This window comes from Ruegeria sp. CF4 (genome assembly GCF_056537345.1).
This window is the reverse complement of record NZ_JBQFRJ010000005.1, coordinates 108,478-130,794: the sequence shown is the minus strand read 5'-3', so window position 1 is coordinate 130,794 and position 22,317 is coordinate 108,478. Positions and strand designations below refer to the sequence as shown.

The window sequence follows — 22,317 nt, the reverse complement described above, 5'->3', positions numbered from 1 at the left end:
AAATCGCCAGCGTGTGTGTGCTGAGGGTGGCGCATCATCGTCACCCCGTCGGGAACCGGCCCGGCGCGAAGTTACAAGTTTCCATGTTTCCCATTCATCAGTGCCCCTGTGCGTGATGCACGGCGGTTTGTAGCAGCCCCGCGGGACGAAACCCGTGTCAGAATTCAAGAAGGTGTCGACACCATGTTCAAATATAAAAGCCCTCTCAGCCGGCTTCTCGAAGGTGCCGGAAAACCTAAAGAAGAAGAAAACGTAGAACCCGAAGCGGTACAGGAGGACAAGCCTGAACCGATCGCGGATTTCAACGCTCTGCGCGCTGCGCTGGGTGGCGGCAATATGGCGACGGAGAGCTACGAAGACTCAGACGAGTTGATCCCCGAAGAGGCGATGCCCGAATTCGATGAGGATGCATCCACGGTCGAAACTGTAGAGATCGAAGAAGAACTTGCCGCACCGGAAGAGGTCGAAGAAGAAGAACCGATCGTTACCCTTCATCTCAGCGCGGAAGATGCAGTTCAGGCTGTCGAAGAGATCGAAGAGGAAAATATCATTGCCGCGGTTGTCGAAGAGACCGCACCGTCTGAGCCTGAAGAAACGCCCGAGCTGCAGCCGGAAGCTGAAGCGGAGCCGGAGGTTGTGGCAGAGGAGCCCCAACCTGCCCCGGAACCCACCCCAGCGCCTGTCATTGAAGCTCCGGTCGCGGCCCCTGCCCCGGTCGAAGATCGCCGGTCGCGCGTAAAGACCACATTCCTGGGTTTTGAACGAGCAGACACGCATGTTCAGGAACTGATCGAAACCGCCGAACCTGTTGCCAAGACGGAAACTGCGCAGCAGACTTTCCCCGTCGGCTGGCTCGTCATCACAGCCGGTCCTGGCCGTGGGTCGTGCATTACCCTTACCGAAGGTCTGATGCAGATTGGCCGGAACGACGATCAGGCCATTCAACTGGATTTCGGAGATACCGGTATCTCGCGCAGCAACCATGCTGTGATCGCCTATGATCCCGAGGACCGGAAATGCTATCTGGGACATGGTGGCAAAGCGAACCTCGTGCGGCTGAACGGTAAGCCGGTTCTCAGCACTGTTGCTCTGTCCAGCGGCGATTTGATCCGTATCAGCGAAACTTCGATCCGCTTTGCCGCCTTCTGCGATGATGGCTTTGACTGGCGGGATGCTGATTGATGCTGGCGACCCCTGCATATGACATTGCTCTGATCCTGGACCAGGGTCAGCGCGACACGCAGGAAGACGCGATTGCCGCGCGGGTCTTTGATACGGCCAATGCGGGTTATGTCGTGATCGCTGACGGTATGGGCGGGCACGACGCGGGCGAGGTTGCATCCGAACTTGTAATCTCGGCCTGGCAAGAGGCGCTGGACGCGCAGCTTGAACGCAATGACGTGACTGAGGGCGCTCTGCTCGACGCCCTGCCCATGGCAGCCATACAGGCGAATGCCGAGGTGGCGAGCCATGGCGAAACCTCCGGGGCCCGGCTGGGATCAACCTTGCTGGGAACCTTGCTGGTGAACCAGAACCTGTTCTGGATTTCGATCGGCGATAGCCCTCTCTATCTGTTTCGTGACGAGACTCTGTCGCAGATCAACGAGGACCACTCGATGGCGCCTGAGATCGATGCGAAGCTGGCGCAAGGTCTGCTGAGCGCGGAAGAAGCGCAGGGTCATCCTGACCGCAACCAGCTGACCTCGGTCATCATGGGGGCCGCTATTCCAAAGGTGGATTGCCCCGAAAAGCCGCTGGCGCTTAGCGCGGCAGATATTCTGATCCTTGGGAGCGATGGGCTTCAATATCTCAGCAATGCCGAGATCGAAGAACTTCTGCGTCAGCACAAGCATTCCCCGGCACGTGACATCGCGGATGCGCTTCTACAGGCGCTGCATACCAAGGCGGATCCGGATCAGGACAATATCTCAATCGCCGTGGTCAAACCGGCGCAGAACTAAACAAGGCAGGGATACAGGACAACATGAGAACCCATCTGATCATATCCAGTCTGGCTCTTGCGGCCGCAACAGGGGCGGCCTCCGCGCAAGAAGCCTGTTCGACCTACGAGATCCAGCGTGGCGACAGCCTGCGAGAACTGGCGATTAAGGTCTACGCCACCGAAGATTACCGGTTTATCTATGATGTGAATCGCGATGTCATCGGTCCTAACCCGAATATCATTCGTGTTGGCGACATTCTGGCCTTCCCTTGCCTGGAAGATATCGGCCGCGCCCCTGAATTGCCGGATACCGAAGCGGGCCGCATGGCAGCGGAAATGGCATCGGAACTGGTCAAGGCCGCAGAAGAGCGTGCTGCAAAAGCGATCGCCGAGGCCGAGGCCCGCGTCGCCGCAGCTGAGGCCGAGGCCAAAAAGGCTAGCGAAGATGCAGTCCTCGCGGCCAAAGTAGAAGCCAAGAAAGAGATCGAGGCTGCCCGCGCCGAGGGTGCTGCGCTGATCCGCAATGCGGATGGTGGTGAACGTCCCGAAATCCGCGATCGTCAACTTCTGCTGATCACCGGGGGTAACTACGCACCCTTCACCGATGAGGCACTGCCGAACCGGGGTCTCTATACCGATCTGGTCGAAACCGCGATGCTGCGGGCCGCGCCGGAACAGCCCTACAAGATTCAGTTCGTCAACGATTGGTCATCGCATCTGGACCTGCTGATGCCGACCCTCGCGTTCGATGCGACCTTCCCGTGGTCGCGCCCGAATTGCGAAGAAGCTGAGGCCTTGTCCGAAAGTGATCGAACCCGCTGCGAGACCTACAATTTCTCGAACCCTTTCTATGAAGTGGTCGATACATTCTTCGCAAAGGCTGGTTCGGGCTATGAGGAAACTCTGACTTATTCAGATTTCGTCGACGCCACGATCTGCCGACCCGAGGGATGGTCCCTGTCGCATATGGATGCGGTCGGCCTTTATGAGCCTGCGATCAAGTTGATACGCCCGGTCTCACCTGATGACTGTTTCCACGCGGTGATGGATGGTTCGGCCGATATCGTTGCGGTCGAAGCCCATCTGGCCGTCGAGGCCATTGGGCGACTGGGCTATGAGCATCAGATCATCGAAAACCCCAATCTGGCGGCAATCAAGTCGCTTAACGTCATGACCCACAAAGATAATCCAGATGGAGAAGCGATCCTCGAAACGCTGAACCAAGGTCTGGCGATCATGCAGCAATCAGGCGAGTGGCGCGACATCGTTTCAACCGCCCTGCGCCATCAAATGGAAAATGGTTAAGGCCCCAATTGGCCTGGCAAAACAAAAGTCTGGAGGAAGTGGACATGTTTAACAAGAAACTAAAGAAAGCAGTACTGTCGGCAACAGCCCTCACCGCGCTGAGCGCAGGTGCAGCTGCCGCGCAAGAGGCCTGCTCTAACTATACCGTTCAGGATGGTGATACACTGGCAACCATCGCCATTGCCGCCTATGGCACCTCGAACTATCAGCCGATTTTCAATGCGAACCGCAACGCGATCACCAATCCAGGTTCGCTTGAAAATGGCTTGGTTCTGGCTTTGCCCTGTGAGGATGGCAGCCTGCCAAACGGCCAGAGCGCGCAGGAACTGATTGCTGCTGAAGAAAAGCGTGCAGCGAGTGTCAAACGCTCGAATGTTTATGCACCGCCGATCAAGATGGTTGCGGGCAACGGCTGGGAGCCGTTCACGACTGAAGCCCTGAACGGTGGTGGCATCATGACTCGCCTGGCTACAACAAGCCTTCAGCGTGCAGGCAATAGCCGCGACTTCTCGGTCAGCTTCGTAGATGACTGGAGTTCGCATCTGGACACACTATTGCCACTGGGTGCATTTGATATTTCGATCGCGTGGACTGTACCGGATTGTACCAACCGCTCCTATGAGTGGTCTGCAGAAACCGAAGCCCGGTGTACTCAATTTGTCGCTTCAGTTCCGGTATATGACATCGTTGGTGGCTTCTTCACTTTGCCTGAAAGCGAATACGCAAAGGCGACGGATTTCTCCGACCTTGAGGGCTCGACCGTTTGCCGCATGGCAGGCTGGAGCATGGTGGTGCTGGAAGAACAAGGTCTGAACCGCGAGAATACAACTGTTGTTCAGCCCAATTCGGCCCGAGAATGCCTTGATGCGGTATTGACCGGAACTGCAGATGTGGCGGCGTTCGAGGTCGACCTGTTCGCGTCGACAATGAAAGACATGGGTTTGACTTCGGCTGACATCGTTGAAAATCCGTATGTATCCACTCTGTCGTCGATGAGCTTCCTCGCGCATCGCACCAATCCGTTCGCACGTGAATACATCGCGATGATGAACAAGGGTCTGATTGAGATGCGTGAATCCGGCGAATGGTACGCAATTATCTCGGACACGCTGCGCGAACAGAACGAAAAGCTGAACGCGGCGTCCAACTAATCCCTCGGTCGAAAAGACCAAATTTGGGCTGGTCTCGGGACCGGCCCTTTTTTTGTTGTGCGACCGGGTTTCACTTCTACGTCGGGAGCGCATACGGTCGCGAAACAAGGTATGCACCTTTTTGTATAGTCATAATATATATGAATGCTTCTTTTAGCGCATAAAAAGCGCCTCGCTACGGGAATCCCCCAATATTCAGCTCGAGTATTTCGCGTAGTGTGGATTTAACAGCACCGGTGAGGCGTCAGCCCCACCACTCACTCAGAAAAGGGTTGGCTATGGGGGCCAACCCTTTTCTTATTGGAGCAACGAAAAAACCGGCCCAGAAGGGCCGGCTTGATCATTCATCAACAAATTTGAGGCGGCGATCAGCCGATCAGTGCATTCAGTGTTGCACTGGGGCGCATTACAGCCGCTGTTTTGGTTGGGTCGGTATGATAATAACCTCCCAAGTCTGCCGCCGCACCTTGGGCTGCTGCCAGCTCAGACAAGATTTGCCCTTCCTTGTCAGCCAGTTCCTTTGCCAAAGGCGCAAACTCAGCTGCCAGATCTGCATCATCTGACTGCGAAGCCAAAGCCTCGGCCCAATAGCGTGCGAACCAGTAGTGGCTGTCGCGGTTGTCCGGCTGACCGACTTTGCGGCTGGGCGACTTGTTGTTGTCCAGAATTCCTTGCGTTGCAGCCTCGGCAGCGGTTCCCAGAACACCAGCTTTGGCGTTACCTTTGCTGTCTGCCAAGAAGTTCAGGGATTCCCCCAGCGCGCAGAACTCACCCATCGAGTCCCAGCGCAGGTGGTTTTCCTCAACCAACTGCTGAACATGTTTCGGGGCCGAGCCACCGGCACCGGTTTCGAACAGGCCACCGCCATTCATCAGTTTGACGATGGACAGCATCTTGGCCGAGGTGCCCAGCTCCAGAATCGGGAACAGATCGGTCAGATAATCCCGCAACACGTTACCGGTGATAGCGATGCTGTCGTTCCCTGCAGTGATGGTTTCCAACGACTGACGGGTCGCTTCACGCGGTGCCATGGTCAGGAACTTGTCGGCTACGCCAGCAGCTTCCAGCGCCGGTTTGACGTATTTGATCAGCTCAGCATCATGGGCGCGGTTCGCGTCCAGCCAGAAGATCGCCTCAGAGCCCGTCAAACGCTGACGATCCATCGCCAGCTGAATCCAGTTCTCGATCGGTGCCTTCTTCACGGTGCAGGCGCGCCAGATATCACCCTTTTCCACCGCATGCTCATGCAATGTCTCACCATTGGCCAGAACAATGCGGATGGTGCCGTCCGCGGGCGCTTCAAATGTGGTCGGGTGCGAGCCATATTCTTCTGCCTTTTGCGCCATCAGGCCAACGTTGGCGACGGCACCGGCAGTGGCTGGGTTCAGCGCACCATTGGCTTTGAAGAAGTTGATCGCCTCGTCATACACCGGCGCGTAGCAACGGTCAGGGATGACGCAGTTGGTATCACCCTTGGAACCGGTCTCGTCCCAGCCTTTGCCACCCGCGCGGATCACGGCGGGCATTGAGGCATCAATGATGACATCAGACGGCACGTGCAGGTTGGTGATGCCCTTGTCGCTGTCGACCATATACATCGACGGACGGTCACCTTTCAGCGCGTCAATGGCGGCCACGATATCCGCATTGTCCTTCACACGTTCCAGCAGGTCGCCCAGACCCGAGTTGGGGTTCACACCCAGCGCGTCCAGCTCTGCGCCGAATTTCTCGAACACCGGGGCCAGCCATGCCTTGACCGCGTAACCGAAGATAATCGGGTCAGAGACCTTCATCATGGTCGCCTTCATATGCAGCGAGAACATGGTACCGTCGCTCTTGGTGTCCTCGATGGCATCTGCCAGGAAGGATGACAGCGCCTTTACCGACATAAAGGTTGCGTCGGCCACGGTGCCTTCAGCCAAAGGCCAGCCGTCTTTCAGAACGGTGACGTTGCCATCATTGCCAACAAATTCGATCTTCGCATCGCCTGCTTGCCCGGCTGTGATGGTGGCTGATTTCTCATTCGCATAGAAATCATTGCCGGACATCGACGATACTTTTGTCTTGCTGTCCGAAGCCCACTCACCCATCGAGTGTGGGTTCTTCTGGGCGTAGTTCTTCACCGCACGCGCCGCGCGGCGGTCAGAGTTCCCCTCGCGCAGAACAGGGTTCACGGCTGAGCCCTTGATGGCGTCGTAACGCGCACGGATCGCCTTTTCCTCATCGCTTGAGGGTTCTTCTGGATAGTTGGGGATGTCATAGCCCTGCGATTGCAGTTCTTCGATGGCAGCCACCAGCTGCGGGACCGAGGCCGAGATGTTTGGCAGTTTGATCACGTTGGCGTCGGGTGTCTTCACCAGTTCACCCAGAGCAGCCAGATCATCAGTGATTCGCTGTTCGTCAGTCAGGTTTTCCGGGAAGGTGGCTATGATGCGCCCAGCCAGAGAAATATCCTTGGTTCCGACGCTGACACCCGCAGCGGATGCGAACTTGCGGATGATGGGCAGGAACGATGCGCTCGCCAGTTCCGGCGCTTCGTCTACAATGGTATACAATATATCGAAGTTCGATTTTTCTGCCATATTCCCTTACCTTTTTTAAAGCCTTTCGGGGCGTGCGATCCAAGAGTGTGTGCCAACGCTCAATACTGGCACCGAGCCGTAACGAGGCGGTGACGCCCCACGGATGACTCTGATTTGACAGGGCCTCCCTTAAATCAGGATTGGCTTGGGATCAATCGTGTTTGGGCGCGCAAATTGACACGGTTTGGCGAAATGCCGATTTCAAAGGAACCCGTTTAACCGGCCCTGACCCCTGATTACCGACTGCAACAATCAACGTACGTCCACCTCATTGGAAGGGTTGAAAGTCGCCGACAACTTTAGCGGTCTCTGAAACCACCGGTACGTTTAACCTTGTCTTGACCGGAACCCGAGGCCAGCGAGGAGTTGTAATGTTCAGCGTAATTCTGCCTGCAGCACGCGCGAACCTGTTCATTGCTTGCTCAAACCTGTTCGCCTGAATTAAACGCCCGTTGTTCGTGGTTTGGGGGATAGATATAGTTAGCCCGCAGGTCAGGCCGCGTATAAGATCAGAATGTTCGGCTTCGGGCGCGTATTACTTATCATTGGTTGGGGGCCAACTTTAGTGAGTATGAAAAATCAGCCAAATGCGTCGCAGCGCCATGAACTGCGAAAGGTGATGGGTCAGGGGCGAAGCTTTCTGGCGCTGGCCTTTTTGTTCAGCGTTTTTGTCAATCTTCTGATGCTGACTGGCCCTCTGTTTATGTTGCAGGTGTATGATCGCGTTTTGGGATCGCGCTCGGTCGAGACATTGTCGGCGTTGTTCCTACTTGTCGCTCTGCTCTACGGCTTGATGGCTATGCTCGACTATGCGCGCGGGCGCATCGTTGCCCGGTTCGGGGCGCGGTTTCAGTCTTCGCTGGATGAACGGGTCTTCGAAGGAACGATGCGACGGGCACTGTTCCCGCAATTCCGCTCGGCCCCTGCGACTGCCTTGCGTGATCTTGAATCGATCCGCTCCCTTTGTGCATCGCCCGTGCTGCTGGCCGTGATGGATTTGCCTTGGACGCCGATCTTTGTCGCCGCGATTTTCTTGTTCCACCCGCTTCTGGGATGGTTGGCTGTCGGCGGCGGTACGCTTCTCATAGTGATCGCCATGCTGAACCAAATGCTGACCCACCGGAAGGTCGCCGAAGCACAGAGTGCGTCGGCCAAGGCTAATGCGTTCTCTGAGCATGCGCGACAGGCGGCCGAAGTTGTCCGTTCGCAAGGTATGCAGGAGGATGTGGCGCGCCGCTGGATGAAACAGCGATCCGAAGCGTTGTCTCAATCAATCTCCGCCAGCGACTGGACAGGCAGCTTTACCTCGCTGACCAAATCTCTGCGGCTATTCCTGCAGTCTGCGATGCTCGCTTTGGGGGCATTGCTTGTTCTGCGCAATGAGATGACGCCGGGTGCAATGATTGCAGGGACCATTCTTCTGGGTCGCGCACTTGCCCCCGTGGAAATGGCTGTCGGGCAATGGTCGATGATCGAACGGGCGCGCACCGCCTGGATCAACCTGAACAAATTTCTGGATGCCACACCGCCCGAGGCGTCGCGTACGAAGCTGCCGGTGCCCAAGGCGCATCTTGTGTCCAAGACTCTGACGGTGGTGCCACCCGGCGCTAAAATTCCCACTTTGCGGAATGCGAACCTGAACCTCGAACCGGGAAAAGCTCTGGGCGTGATCGGTAAAAGCGGTTCGGGCAAGACAACACTTGCAAAAGCTCTGCTTGGATTGTGGATGCCTGCCGCAGGTGAAATACGTTTGGCCGGAGCCACTTTGGATCAGTACGACCCGGATGATCTGGGGCGCCACATTGGGTATCTGCCGCAGGAAGTCACATTGTTTAACGGCACCGTCGCCGAAAATATCGCACGGATGTCACAAACTCCGGACCCAGAGGCTGTGGTCGCTGCGGCCAAAACCGCAAATGCGCATGAGCTTATTTTGAGCCTCGAGAAAGGGTATGATACCTTTCTGGAAGGCAATGACAGCCAGCTTTCGGGCGGCCAGAAACAGCGTATCGCCCTTGCGCGTGCGCTTTATGGAAATCCAGTGTTGCTGATTCTGGACGAGCCGAACTCGGCCCTTGATGCAGATGGCACGCTTGCGCTGAACAACGCCGTGCGTGAGTTCAAGGCCGCGGGTAAGTCCGTCATCATCATGACGCACAGACCGCAGGCGATTTCGGAATGTGATGATCTGGTGGTCGTCGAAAAAGGCCAGATCGTGAAATCTGGCAAGCGCGATGAGGTGCTCAGCACGATGGTGCAGAATGCCAACGTTATCAAACGGCATCTGAACAAGGTGGGTGAGTAATGTTCAAGAAGGGTGAAAAGACGGCGTGGAGCATCACGGCACCCGCTCTGGTCGGGCTGTTGGCACTGGCCATTCTTGTTCTGGGACTAGGCGTTTGGAGCATTCGGACTCAACTGGCGGGCGCAATCATCTCGCAAGGGGTGGTTGAAGTCCAAAGCAACCGCCAGGTGATCGAACACCCCGACGGTGGGGTGGTTGGCGAGATTTTTGTGCGCGATGGCGACGACGTCGCGCGCGGGCAACTGCTGTTGCGTCTCGATGACACGTTTCTTGCGTCAGAGAAGACGATCGTTGAGTCACAGCTGTTTGAGCTTATGGCGCGCAAAACGAGGCTGGAATCAGAACGAGATGGTGTAGACGCTTCTGAACTTGATGCCCGTCTCGGTGAGCTTCAGGCGCAGGAGCATATCGGAGAGGACCTTCTAGCGGGCCAGCAGCGCCTGTTCGATGCGCGTCTGGACACGCTCACTCAGCAGATTGACCAGTTGGGTAAGCAGAAGATTCAGATCGAAGATGAAATCGAAGGTATACAGGCGCAATTGGCTGCATTGCGCACGCAGGTTGTGCTGATCACCAATGAGTTGAGAGATCAGGAAGGGTTGCTGCAACGCGGCCTGACACAGGCCAGCCGCGTCTCGGCGCTGCAGCGGGAAGAGGCCAGTTTGAACGGTGAAATCGGACAGCTGGAATCCACGATTGCACGCCTGAACGGACAAATCTCCACTACCGAGATCCAGATTGTTCAGCTGAAAGCAACCCGTCGGGAAGAAGCAATTGCCGAGCTTCGGGATGTCCAATCCCGGGTTGTGGAACTTGCCGAACGCCGTTTGTCATTGACCGAAAGATTGTCTCGTCTGGATATTCGAGCACCGGTGGCAGGCACCGTTTACGATAGTCAGGTCTTTGCCATCCAGTCGGTCATTCAGCCTGCAGAGCCCATGATGTACGTTGTTCCGCAGGATACGCCCTTGCTCGTGGCCGCACGCGTTGATGCATTGCACGTCGATCAGTTGCACCGCGGGCAGGAGGTCGCCCTGCGCTTTCCTGCCTTCAACCAGCGCGAAACGCCCGAGCTTGACGGTCATGTAATCAACGTGTCCGCAGATACATTCACCGATGAAACGACCGGCTTTACCTTCTACCGCGCCGAGGTGGAGCCCGATGACGGACAACTTGAACGCCTGAACGGTCAGGAGTTGCTGCCCGGTATGCCGGTTGAGGCGATGATCAAGACAGATGAGCGTACCCCCCTGTCCTATCTGATCAAACCGCTCGCGGACTACTTCTATCGCGCGTTCAGGGAATAAGCCTTAGGGGGCCTCAATATTGCCGAGCAGGATTGATGTCATGTCGGTGGTGAATGCACCATCGACAATGGTGATATCCGTTCCTGTAGTGTAGTCGACATTGTTTCTGGTGATCCCTGACAGGTCCTGATCCGCCTCCAGAAACACCCACTCCGGTTCGTGTGGAGAGGGTAGGCCGACGACAGTTTGCAGAATGACCAAAGCGTCCAGTGCACTCACCTTTCCATCCTGCGTGACATCTGCCGCTATGAGGTTCTGAGGTGTCGCGGGTCCCCAGGTTGGGTCCAGCCCGACCGCGATGCGTAGCACCTGAAGCGCATCAAGGGCGGTGATATCATTGCTCGCGTTCGAATAGGATTTGACGATATCCAGCTTGCCGGAAAAGGTGCCATCGGGGACATTCAGATCGAATACGCCCTGCTCATCCGCCTGTGCCACGACGGTTGCGCCGCCGTCAGGAGTGAACCTGATTTCCGCATCGGTCAACGCCGGGTTCTGGCTGCTTGAGTCAATGGTAACCGGGCCGGAAACCCCATCAGATGCATTGTTGTCCGGTCCGCTGCCAAGACCTGTTGGGATATGGTCCGGGCCGTCAATGCCGGTGCCAAAGATATCCGTGCTGGTTAGAGAGGTGCCTTGCGCCGAAAGTACCTCAATCGTTTCTTCGCGATATGCAATTCGAGCACCTTGCGCGGTTGTGGTAAAACTCAATTGCGCCGGGGAGCGTAGAAATGAATAGTCGGTCAGATCAAGCCGATCGATTCCGACCTCAAAGTCTGTGATGGTTGTGACACCGCTGCTTTCGCGCAGCACGAAGATATCTGCGCCCGTCCCACCCGTCATGGTGGTTGCGCTGGTACCCGTGATCAGAATGTCATCCCCTGCCCCGCCGTTCAGATTGGTATCCAGGAGCCCGCCTTTCAGCATATCATCCCCGGCAGTACCGCTGAGCGACCCAAAACCTTGATCGATAATACCCAGATTTGCGACCGAAACACTTAACTGCGTGAGGCCCGGGTCCCGTTGTGAGGCTGCAAAGATCTGCAGTTCGTCCCCGATATGCGCAACGCCTAACGTTTCGACATTCTGCAACCCGCTAGCGGTTGTGTCTTCGAAACTGTCCATATGAATCAGCTGACCATCCGGGGTCATTGTAAACAAGGTAATGCCGTCATCCCCACCCCCGGCGACGACAAAGACGCGGCCATCAACTTCGATCACAGAAAGGTCCTGCACCGATGCAAATCGAGTATGCAATGTATCAAGCACGTGATCGGTTGCTTTAAGCGTTCCGTTACTGCTCAGGTTCATGACGCTAATGGAATTGCTGTTCGCGCCCGCGACAACAACCCAGGACTTGCCGTATGCCTGCACCGCCTCAATCGCAGTCGGCGCGCCGATACCCAACGTTTGAAGGCTGGCGGCCCCATCCGTGAGGGTCAGAGCCCCCGTGTTGGGATCTACGGCAAAGCTTCTGATCGTGCTGCTTGCCGTATCCACCGTGAGTATGAAGTGGTTTCCACCCGATTGCGCGGCCTGCATCGCGTCCGCGCGACCCGAGGTCAGACCCGTCAGGGTCAGAGACCCATCTCCGTTCACGCGATAGATGCCAATCTGGGCGCTATCCGTGTGCGCGAGGGTCAGAAAACTGTCGGTTCCGATCGCGGATTGCGCCGCGGCCGAGATATCGCCTCCGCCCGAAAGCCCCGTGGTTTCTTGCAGCGCACCGATGGTCCCATCGGTGTTCAGATCATACCCGACCAGCCCCACAGCGGTATCCACATCCAATACCAACCGGGTCTCGGTACCCAAAGTAACAAGTGCTCCGCCTCGCCCGACCTGCTGTGCGATGGAAGCTCCAAAATATTCCTGATCCTGCAATGCCGGAGCAGCCGTATCTGTCAGGTGCCACGAGGCAATCCCCCCCTGCAGCCCGGTCGCACTATAGAGATACGTTTCGCCGTTAAACGTTTTTAAAGCCAGATCGCCGATACCTGAATCGAGCGCTGCGGTCCCCGTTGCAACCACTCTGTCGAACTGAAGCATCATCGTTGTTTGCCCCCAATGCCAACATTGGCACTGCAATCAGAATGACCCGATGCTCCGGTGCGAAACCAGAGCAGGAATGTGGTGAAAACAAGGACTTCGGTTTCAGTTTTATTCAAGTTTTCCCATCTGGCCCCATTGCCTTCAGGACGGGAAGACCAACCGGTTCCGGCGGGTTGCCATCTGTCGACTGACAGAACGCGACCACCGATTGTGAGGGAAGATGACCAAAGACATCGATTCGACCGATACTCAGATCTCCGAGACATCACAGCACAACGGACAGACGCGCAGCTGGATCGACAAAAAGCTTCAACGATGGGCCGGGCGCGGATTGCTGGGGGGGTTGGGCACCACCTTAATGGCTCTGCCTGCGCTGGCGCAGGCTACGGATGACGCGCTTTCTTCGTTCCAGTTTGCCGAAGCAATTACTGGTGTGCGCTCGGCACAACTCATGCCGAACGGGGACGTGCAACTGAAGATGATGGACGGACGTACAGTCGTTGTAGGGGCCGAGAATATTCAGGTTCTTGAAAACGGTTCAATCATGATCGCTGACGAAGCTGCGATGGAAATTGCACAGCTCGCGGCTGTCGAAGTTGCGGGCGCAGCCGCTGCGGGCGGTGGCATCAGTGGTGCCGGACTGGCGTTGGGCGGTCTCGGTCTTGCCGGTGCGGCAGCAGCTGCCGGAGGTGGCGGTGGGGGTGGAGGTCGTGATGATGAGAGTACCGAGGAACCTTCCGTGGTTCCCCCTACGCCCCGACCTCCAAGCCTAAATCTGGCTGAGCTGCAATCTAACGCGCTCAGCGATATCAGCACACAGACCGTCGCACCTGATGGGACGGCGTCAGTTGAAGTCATGATCGGAACGGTTACCAAAACCGCTACCCCAGCAGTCGACGGAAGCTGGAGCGTGTCGTTAACACAGGCCGAGGCTCAGGCCCTCTCTCAGGGGATTTCGGCCGTGACCGTTCAATATCTCGACGGTGATGGAACAGTCCTGTCGGTTGGGGTCGCGCAGTTTGATGTCGATACCATACCCCCAACTCTTTCCATCGACACCTTTTCCCATGGCGCGGTTCTGAATGCAGCCGAACAGGGGATCGACCTGACAATCTCCGGGGCAACCGATGCCGAGAACGGACAGGCCGTGACAGTTTCAGTCAACGGCCAGGATTACAGCGGCACCGTTACGAACGGAGGATGGAGCGTTACGGTCCCCGCGAGCGATCTTGCCTCGCTATCAGATGCGGCGACGATATTGGTAACCGCGAACGTCTCCGATCTCGCCGGTAACCCGGCAGTACAAGCAAGTGGCAGTTTTGACTCCGATTTCAGCGCGCCCACGCTGACGCTGAACCCGGTTGCCGGAGGATTAATCGAATTGATCGACGTGAGCGCCGATCTGGTTCTGAACGGATCGTCGAACGCCGAGGACGGTCAGCAGGTTTCCGTTACCTTCAACGGACAAAACTACACCGGCGCTGTGTCCGGAGGCGGCTGGAGCGTGACTATTTCGAGCGCAGATCTAGCCAGCCTGTCGACGGTCACCCCCGTCGCTATCTCGGTCGCTGTCACTGACTCCGCAGGCAACTCCGCAACGCCGGTCTCGGTGTCTGTGCCCGTAGATCTGACGGGTCCGTCTATCGCCATCGATCCACTGTCAGTTGGGGACGTGCTCAATGCGGCTGAGGCAGGTTCGAGTTTGGCGGTAAGTGGCACGGTTGGGAATGTTGCAGATGGTCAGACCGTCACAGTCACTCTGGATGGTCAAACCTATACTGGAATTGTCTCCGGCAGTGCGTGGAACGTTAGTATCCCCAGCGCGGATCTTACAACGTTGGCAGATGGTGAAGCCTTCACGTTAACCGCTGATGTGAGTGATAGCGATGGACTTAACGCGCCGCAGGCAGGGCTCGGGTTTGTTAAGGATGCGACCCCGCCATCGCTGAGTATTGATACATTCTCGACGGGCGCAGTGATGAATGCCGCCGAACAAGGCGCGGATTTGGTTATCACCGGGTCGACGACCGCCGAAGACGGTCAAACAGTGACGCTTATCTTCGAAGGCCAGCCGTACACCGGAACCACAATGAGCGGCGCATGGAGCGTAACGGTACCGACGGCCGACCTCAGTTCTTTGTCGGATGGGGCAACAGTTAATGTAACCGCTGACATCTTTGATAACGCCGGCAACCCTGCAGTGCAGGCAACCGGCAGCTTTGACACGGATTTCTCTGCACCTTCCCTTTCAATCACAACGACATCTGGGGGGACTGTTTTGAACACGATGGAAAGGGATAGCGGCCTGACGATCTCGGGCACCTCTGATGCTGTCGACGGCTCACAAATTGTAATCGAGATACGTCGCCCTGACGGTTCGCTCGAAACAAGCGGCACAACGACCGTAAGCGGCGGGATCTGGAATTATGTGGCCCCCTCGGGTGATCTGAGTGGTTTGCAGGATGGAGCAACCTACCAGATAAAAGCTTCTGTTTCGGACGCCGCAGGCAACAGCGCGAGCACAAATACCAGCTTTGATACCGATCTGAGCGCACCCACCCTCTCGTTAGATGCGCTTGCGGTCGGGGGAACTCTGGATGTTCTCGAACAAGCGACGGATCTGCAGATCACCGGCGCAACAAGCGCAGAGAATGGTCAAATCGTTACCGTCAACCTGAATGGCCAGGACTATTTTGCGACCGTGACAAACGGCAGTTGGGTCGCAACGGTTCCCGCACTGGATCTGGCCGCTTTGGCGGACGCGAGTACGTTCTCGATCACTGCTTCAGTGCAAGATGCCGCGGGAAATGCGGCTGCGAATGCCACGACATCTCTTACCACGGATTTCCGCCCGATACTGAGTATGAGCGACGTAGGAACCAATGAGGCTCTGTCGCTGAGCGATTTGCAGAATGGCGGCACCACGATTACAGGTAGTTCGGTTGGGCTGAGTGCCGGACAGGCCGTTACAGTTACGTTCAATGGCGCTCCGGTAGGCAGCGGGACTGTTGCCGTCGATGGCTCCTGGTCGCTCAGCATCCCGGCTTCACAGTTCGTATCTGTCGAAGCCGGGGACGACCTGAGCTTTGAAGCGCAGGCATCGGTTGCAGCGGGACAAGACCCTACGCCCGCCACCAATCAGGCCATCGCCCACATGCCTGCGGCCTACACGATCGCTGAAGCTGGTCGAAGCGGATCGACAGTGACCTTCGAAGTTTATGCCGACCCAGACCGAGATATCTCGGGGGGGGTGGATTTTACTGCGGATCTTGGGTTTGACCCGGCGGTTGCAACCTATGATACCAGCTCGGAGGTTGAAAACAGCGATTTCACCTTCTTCCTCGCAAATCCGCAAGGGGCTGCAACCATCAGTTTCGCAGGTGCTTCGACAAGTTTTAGTGATTTGTCACAACCTATCATGACGTTCACGATGACCGTACAGGATGCGTCGCAGCCGATCATCTTGTCACTAACAACCCCGGATGGCGGCCCATCTCAGTTTCACCTGGGAACGGATGGGGCCGATACGCTGACTGCAAGCGCCCTTGACGATGTCATTCGCGGGGCTGGCGGCGACGATGCGATTGACCTCACCAGCGCAGGACGGGACGTTGTCGTGTTCGAGGTTGATCCAACGATCAACGGCACAGATACGATCACGGGCTTCACTTTGGGGCCCGCTGCCGAAGTCACCGATGCAATCAGGTTCGCGGGGCTCGATACCAGCAGCTTGCGTGGAAACGGCACCGGTTTTGAGAGCCTGAACCTCGGAGGATCGATAGGGCAAGACACAGGCTTCGTCGGATTGCAGACGGCATTATCGGACCTCGATAGCGACACGATTGCAGCCGCAGCGGAAACCTTTGGCGGGGCGCAAGCGGGTGACGAAATCTATCTGATGGCAACGGATGGGAATGACAGTCTTCTGGTGAAAGTCGATTACTCATCATCTGATACCGCCACAGTTGAGACGATAGCACAGTTCGATGGGCTCGCTGATCTGACTGATCTCAATGCAGATAATATTTTGCTTTCGGACCCAACGGGTGCAAGCGCCTGATTGAGGCTGGTGGTGCAGATGGATGATAAAATCATGGCAAATATTGGCGTTGTTCCTGTAACTCATGAACGGCATGGGCATCGGTACTGGCAGCGTTTCACCACTTACGATTTTGCTGCCAGCCAGGTTACTTGTCCCGTGGTCAGTCCCGAGGTTCTGCAAGTAGCGGCTGCATATCCGATGCTCTTTCAGTCGGATGGCGAGCGTATCGAACCTGTTGCTCTATTCTCCATGACAGCAGGGCTCACGTCGCCGTTTGTCTCTGACGATGGTAAATGGCTCGCTTGCTACGTGCCGTCCGCCCTTCGGTGCTTTCCATTTCGAGCTGAGCGCTTGAGTGAAAAGCAATACCGACTTCTGGTCGATGAAGCATCGGGCCTTATTTCATCCGATCCAGAAGACATGCCTTTCTTCACGAGAGACGGGCGTGTTACGACCGAACTGCAGAGCGTTCTGGACTTCTTCCGAATGCGCGAAGCTGCGGTGCGAGAGACGCACAAAATATGCAAGCGAATTCAGTCTTTGGGCTTGTTTTCTCGGTTCGGGCCTGCTTCGGGGTCAAATTCTCTGCCTGAGCTGTTGATGGTCGACGAAGACGAGTTGGCTGAATACTTGGGCTCGGGTTCCAATGAACCCATCCCCGTCACCGCGTTGCGGATGATCCACGCACACCAGGTTTCGTTGTCACATTGCGAGTGGCTGTCAGAAGCACAAAGCCAGCGGCAGAAATACCGACCAAAGCCGAACTCCGGCTTATGCGGGTTCGTCTCAGCGTTGGGTCAAGACATGATCCGTTTGCAGCATGAAAATCGGGTGACCTATGCGCAGGGTTAGGTCTGGCTTGAGATGTTATTCTTCCCTCGTGTTCTTGGCTCTGACGTCGGCCTGCGCTCAAACTCCTGAATTAACGCAGGTTTCCATGTCCTTTGCCGACGGATCGACAGGCTCCGGTGCAATAAACCCTTCGACAACATTGATCCGAAGTGGGTTTGGACAACGCGTTCGCGCTGCAGTTCAAAACAGCCCTGCTCTGGCGCAGAGCGCATCACGGATGGGAATTGCAGAAGCCAATCGTGATGCCGCGAGAGGTGAATTTCTACCCCAGGTTTCACTGGGGCTCAATGCGCGTTCGGAACGAACGTATTCGGATCGGGAAGACCTCACCCCTTACGTGCGTGTATCACAGCTTGTCTATGACGGCGGAGCTGCCGCCAATTCGCTTACTGCCGCACGCGCGCGCGTGCTGGAAAGCCGTGGCGATCAACTGCAAACCGCTGCGGCGACTGCTCTGTCTGCGATAGAGGCATATGTCGTGGTTTTGGATCGCCGCAAAATCTATGACATATCGCAGCGCAATGTTGAGGTTCACCAAGAAATTGAGCAACAAATTTCTGAACGGGTGAACAGCGGCGTTGGATCTCGGGCCGATATTCTTATAGCACAATCTCGCGCCGCAGATGCGCGAACACGTTTTGCTGATGCAAGAACAAGGGTGGATCGTGCTGAGGCCCGGTTTCAGGAAGTGTTCGGAATACCTGCGGGAACTCTTCCTCCCGCAGTTCCTGCTCCTGAACTCAGTCGCAGCGACGAGCAGATCGTGCTTGATAGCCCTCAGATTAGACGTGCAGATGCCGCGTTGGTTGCTGCTCGTGCCGAGTGGGCTGCGGCTCAGGCCAGGCGTAAACCGGATGTGCGCCTCACCGCTTTTGCCAATCACGATGATTTCTCGGATACGGATTTCGGCGTCGATTTGTCGGTTAACTACGAACTCGACAGCACTGGTCAACGCCGTGCCGCAATCGCCGCAGCGCAGGAACAGGTCAAGCAGGTCGAGGCCGAGCGTGAGGTTTTGATCCGCGAAATCGGGCGTGAACTTGGGTTTATACGATCGGATCAGAAAGCGGGCGCGGATCGCTTGCGAGAAGCCCGGCTGGCGATGCAGGCCAATGCCGAAAGCGTCACTGCCGCCCGCGCACAATTTACCATCGGTCGACGCAGCCTGATCGAAATTCTGGACGCTCAACGAGACTACGTGAATGCGCAGGAAAGGTTAATCCTGGCGGAACAGAGTTACTTTCTGACCAATTACGCCGTTCTAAACCTGACCGGTGACATTCTTGATTTGCTCGAATTGAGTTTCACGAATTGGAACGGGACACCATGAGTTTTCAGGACAGCCCTATTACTGCGTTGGAAGCGTGTTTGCTGAATGTCGCCGTAACGCTCGATCGACCTGTGACGCTCGCATCAATACATGCTGCGCAATCAGGAAAGAGCGGTAATCTGACGATCCGCGACGCCATCGCTGCCGCTCAGCGGGCCGGATTGCAGGTGGGTTTTGGTTCAATGAAGTTGCCTGATTTCGATACGACCCTCTTCCCCGCCATCCTCTTGTTGGAAAACGAGCGGGCAGTGGTCTATCATGGCCGGTCTGACAACGGTGACTTTCTGATATTCGATCCCGATTTGGATGAAGGGATTGGGGAAATCCCCGAAAGCGCTCTGAAAGACAACTATACTGGTTACGCGTTGCTTTTTCGCAGAGCGTATCAGGATCGCGCGACAACGGGTCGGAACGTCCACGAAGGCCACTGGTTCTGGTCAGCGCTCGCCGCGAGCCGATGGACATATGCGCAGGTCGCGATGGCGGCTGCGTTGGCCAACATTCTCGGGTTATCTACTTCCGTTTTTATCATGGTCGTCTATGACCGCGTGCTGCCAAACGAAGCGACAGCATCCTTGGTGGCTTTGACCCTTGGTGTCGGCCTTGCGCTACTCTTCGATTTCTTACTGAAGATACTGCGTGCAGGATTTATTGATCGCGCGGGTGAGCGGGCGGATCTGGCGATGGGTCGACGCATTTTCGATCAGTTGATCAACATCGGCATGGCTGGGAAATCGGGGTCAACCGGTGCTACGAGCAATACCGTACGCGAATTTGAGACCCTTCGTGAATTTTTCACCTCGGCAACTCTGGTCGCTGTTGTCGACCTTCCCTTCATCGCTCTTTTTCTTTTTACGATCTATTTGGTTGGGGGGTCACTGGCGTTGATTCCTGCCTTGGCGATTCCAGTCGTCCTACTGACCGGTCTTGCGATACAACCGATGCTGTCCCGGTTGGCTGAGCAAAGCTTTTCGGATGGCCAATCAAAACAATCTGTTCTGGTTGAAGCCCTGACAGGCCTTGAAACGATCAAGACCACAGGAGCCTCGCGGTTGATGCGATCTCGATGGGAAGAGGCGATCAAACGGCAATCGAACCACGGATCACGCACCAGGGCGATTACACAATTCGCACTGAACCTGACCGGTTTTACGCAACAGGCGGCACAAGTCTTGGTCGTCTTCTATGGTGTATTTCTTATTACCGATGGGCAGACGAGCATGGGCGCGCTTGTCGCATCGGTGATGTTGACCGGGCGTGCTCTGGCACCGTTGGGGCAATTGGCTCAGACCTTGACGCGTGTCAATCAGGCGCGAAGCGCCTATCGCAATCTCGACACTTTGATGAATGTTGAAAGCGAAAGGCCCGATGGACGCCAATGGATAAGTCATCCCAAATTCAAAGGCCGAATTTCGTTCAACAATGTTTATTTCGCTTATCCAGACCAAGTGGATGATGCTTTGAATGGAGTATCATTTAACATTGAGCCAGGTGAAAAAGTTGCCATTCTCGGCCAGATCGGCTCAGGCAAAAGCACCATCACACGATTGATGCTGGGGCTTTATCACCCTCGGGTGGGTTCGGTGACGCTGGATGGGTTGGACATCCGTCAAATCGATCCGGGCGATCTGCGTCGCAATGTCGGGTCGGTATTGCAGGATGTCTGGCTGTTTTCAGGCACCGTGCGAGAGAACATCGCGAGTGGTGGGCTTCGGGTTCGGGATGAAGACTTGATCAGAGCGGGCCAGTTGGCTGGGGTTGAGGATTTTATCTCGCGGCATCCGCACGGATATGACCTGCGCGTGGCTGAACGTGGCGAAGGTTTGTCGGGCGGGCAGCGACAAGCAATTGCTTTGGCCCGGGCACTTGTTGGACGGCCGCCGGTTCTGCTGCTGGACGAACCCACCAGCGCGATGGACATCAAATCCGAAGCTGAGGTCATACGGCGTCTGAAATCAGCCACACAGCAGGAAACGGTAGTTGTTGTCACACATCGTTCGAGCCTGCTCGAACTTGTCGATCGGGTGATCGTGATTGAAAACGGGAAAGTTGGCATCGACGGGTCCAAGAGCCTGCTCACGCAACACGTGCGCAAGACCGGGAGGCATTTGAATGTCGCGGCATCCTGAGCTTGAAATTCTTGCCCGCGAAATGCGTGGACGCACATCGCTTCGGGGTTCGCTGCTGTTGATCATGATTTCCGTTTGCATGATCAGTGCGTTTATTTGGGCCTATTTCACGGAACTTGACGATGTGGTGCGCGCCGACGGTAGGATTGTGCCCTCGGGTGACGTGCAGGTGATTGAAGCCACCGAGGCGGGCGTATTGCGGGCTTTGCATGTCCGAGAAGGCCTGCTGGTTGATGCGGGCACCTTGCTGATGGAACTCGACACAAATCAGATTGCGCGCGAGCTGAGTCAGGAACAACAACGCGTCTATGGCTTGATGGCGCGGGCCCAGCGGCTACAAGCTGAAATCGATGGGACAGACCTGATATTCAGTGGTGAGTTGCTGAGTGGTGCTCCCGGCGTCGTCCGTTCTGAGACGGCGCTGTATCAGGGTCGACAAGCCGAACTGGCGGCTGAAATTGCCATCCTTCACAGACAGCGCGAGCAAAGACAGCGCGAATACGAAGAGGGGCTGGTCGATCAGGTGACAGCGGTCGAAACACTGAATGTTCTGGCGGAAGAACGCGCACTGATGGTGCCATTGGTAGAGCAACGTATGGAGCCCATGACGACTCTGTTGGCTTTGCGACGCAGCGAGGCGGAGTGGAAGGGGCGCAAGGTTCGTGCAGAAGCGGTAATCAGCAGATTGAAAACCGGCCTTGATGAGGTTGATGACAAAGTCCGCGCCACTCGCAACCGGTTCCGCAGTGCTGCCTTGACCGACTTGGCGCTGGTGACCGCAGAATTGGCTGCATTGCAACCCGCGCTACCCGCTTTGCGCGACCGCGTGTCGCGTGCGCAGATACGCGCGCCCATGCGGGGGGTCGTGAACCGCATCCATCGCACCACCATAGGCGGTCTGGCGCGCAGCGGTGAGGAATTGATCGAGCTTGTTCCGTTGGATGATCGATTGCTGGTTGAGGCTTATGTCAAACCTGGCGATATCGCCTTTTTGCATCCGGGCCAGCCGGTAAAGATCAAGATCACAGCCTACGATTTTTCGCGCTATGGAAGCCTGGATGGTGAAATTGTCCGCATCGGGGCCGACACGATTACGCGCTCAGAGCGCAATGACGAAGAGGTTTTTGTGGTCGAGATCCAGACCACAGGTACCATGCTGGATTCGGGTGGCTTGGCTGTTGAGATCATCCCTGGAATGATTGCGGAGGTTGATATCTTGTCGGGCAGGAAAACGGTGTTTGATTACCTCATCCAACCGGTTCTGAAGGTAAAAGATCAGGCTTTGCGTGAATAGCTTGGCCCGGTTCGGCGCCGCATCAAGCT

At 56.3% G+C, this 22,317-nt stretch carries 13 protein-coding genes; 11 read left to right on the top strand and 2 right to left on the bottom strand.

The window, feature by feature from the left end; all coding sequences use genetic code 11:
- Positions 1–183: 183 nt before the first annotated feature.
- Genes ACR0NF_RS12940 through ACR0NF_RS12925 form a run of 4 tightly spaced genes read left to right on the top strand, consistent with a single transcriptional unit; the run spans position 184 to position 4,398 of the window.
- Positions 184–1,182, top strand: coding sequence for an FHA domain-containing protein (locus ACR0NF_RS12940; protein ID WP_480778372.1), 999 nt, complete (start codon positions 184–186; stop codon positions 1,180–1,182).
- Positions 1,182–1,961, top strand: coding sequence for a PP2C family protein-serine/threonine phosphatase (locus ACR0NF_RS12935; protein WP_480472753.1), 780 nt, complete (start codon positions 1,182–1,184; stop codon positions 1,959–1,961). Before ACR0NF_RS12940 ends, ACR0NF_RS12935 begins: the two co-directional genes overlap by 1 nt.
- 23 nt (positions 1,962–1,984) lie before the next feature.
- Positions 1,985–3,247, top strand: coding sequence for a substrate-binding periplasmic protein (locus ACR0NF_RS12930; protein ID WP_480472751.1), 1,263 nt, complete (start codon positions 1,985–1,987; stop codon positions 3,245–3,247).
- A 44-nt stretch (positions 3,248–3,291) separates the two neighbouring features.
- The gene (locus ACR0NF_RS12925) at positions 3,292–4,398 is read left to right on the top strand and encodes a peptidoglycan-binding protein LysM (RefSeq protein WP_480472749.1); all 1,107 of its coding nucleotides are present in this window, start codon (positions 3,292–3,294) and stop codon (positions 4,396–4,398) included.
- A gap of 368 nt (positions 4,399–4,766) precedes the next feature.
- On the opposite strand, the gene ACR0NF_RS12920 is transcribed toward ACR0NF_RS12925, so the two are convergent.
- On the bottom strand, positions 4,767–6,980 hold the full coding sequence (locus ACR0NF_RS12920; RefSeq protein ID WP_480472747.1) for an NADP-dependent isocitrate dehydrogenase: 2,214 nt from the start codon (positions 6,978–6,980) through the stop codon (positions 4,767–4,769).
- A gap of 571 nt (positions 6,981–7,551) precedes the next feature.
- On the opposite strand from ACR0NF_RS12920, the gene ACR0NF_RS12915 reads away from it, so the two are divergent.
- A complete protein-coding gene (locus ACR0NF_RS12915; RefSeq protein WP_480658693.1) occupies positions 7,552–9,285 on the top strand; it encodes a type I secretion system permease/ATPase in 1,734 nt (577 codons plus the stop codon).
- The gene (locus ACR0NF_RS12910) at positions 9,285–10,592 is read left to right on the top strand and encodes an HlyD family type I secretion periplasmic adaptor subunit (RefSeq protein ID WP_480472743.1); all 1,308 of its coding nucleotides are present in this window, start codon (positions 9,285–9,287) and stop codon (positions 10,590–10,592) included. Before ACR0NF_RS12915 ends, ACR0NF_RS12910 begins: the two co-directional genes overlap by 1 nt.
- Positions 10,593–10,595: 3 nt before the next feature.
- Here the strand turns inward: ACR0NF_RS12910 and ACR0NF_RS12905 are convergent, their stop codons facing one another.
- Positions 10,596–12,641 carry a dockerin type I domain-containing protein gene (locus tag ACR0NF_RS12905; RefSeq protein WP_480778371.1) on the bottom strand — a complete coding sequence of 682 codons (2,046 nt, stop codon included), beginning with the start codon at positions 12,639–12,641 and terminating at the stop codon, positions 10,596–10,598.
- A gap of 220 nt (positions 12,642–12,861) precedes the next feature.
- Here ACR0NF_RS12905 and ACR0NF_RS12900 point away from each other — a divergent pair, with 220 nt between their 5' ends.
- From ACR0NF_RS12900 to ACR0NF_RS12880, 5 genes are read left to right on the top strand one after another with little or no spacing between them, the layout of a single operon-like run.
- Positions 12,862–16,701 (top strand): Ig-like domain-containing protein, encoded by a 3,840-nt coding sequence (locus ACR0NF_RS12900; protein ID WP_480778370.1) that lies wholly within the window; start codon positions 12,862–12,864, stop codon positions 16,699–16,701.
- An 18-nt stretch (positions 16,702–16,719) separates the two neighbouring features.
- Positions 16,720–17,535 carry a SapC family protein gene (locus tag ACR0NF_RS12895; protein WP_480472737.1) on the top strand — a complete coding sequence of 272 codons (816 nt, stop codon included), beginning with the start codon at positions 16,720–16,722 and terminating at the stop codon, positions 17,533–17,535.
- A complete protein-coding gene (locus ACR0NF_RS12890) occupies positions 17,522–18,865 on the top strand; it encodes a TolC family protein (protein WP_480472735.1) in 1,344 nt (447 codons plus the stop codon). The genes ACR0NF_RS12895 and ACR0NF_RS12890 overlap by 14 nt, the downstream gene beginning before the upstream one ends.
- Positions 18,862–20,994, top strand: coding sequence for a type I secretion system permease/ATPase (locus tag ACR0NF_RS12885; RefSeq protein ID WP_480667364.1), 2,133 nt, complete (start codon positions 18,862–18,864; stop codon positions 20,992–20,994). The genes ACR0NF_RS12890 and ACR0NF_RS12885 overlap by 4 nt, the downstream gene beginning before the upstream one ends.
- Positions 20,978–22,288, top strand: coding sequence for an HlyD family type I secretion periplasmic adaptor subunit (locus tag ACR0NF_RS12880; protein ID WP_480778369.1), 1,311 nt, complete (start codon positions 20,978–20,980; stop codon positions 22,286–22,288). Before ACR0NF_RS12885 ends, ACR0NF_RS12880 begins: the two co-directional genes overlap by 17 nt.
- The last annotated feature ends 29 nt before the right edge of the window (positions 22,289–22,317 follow it).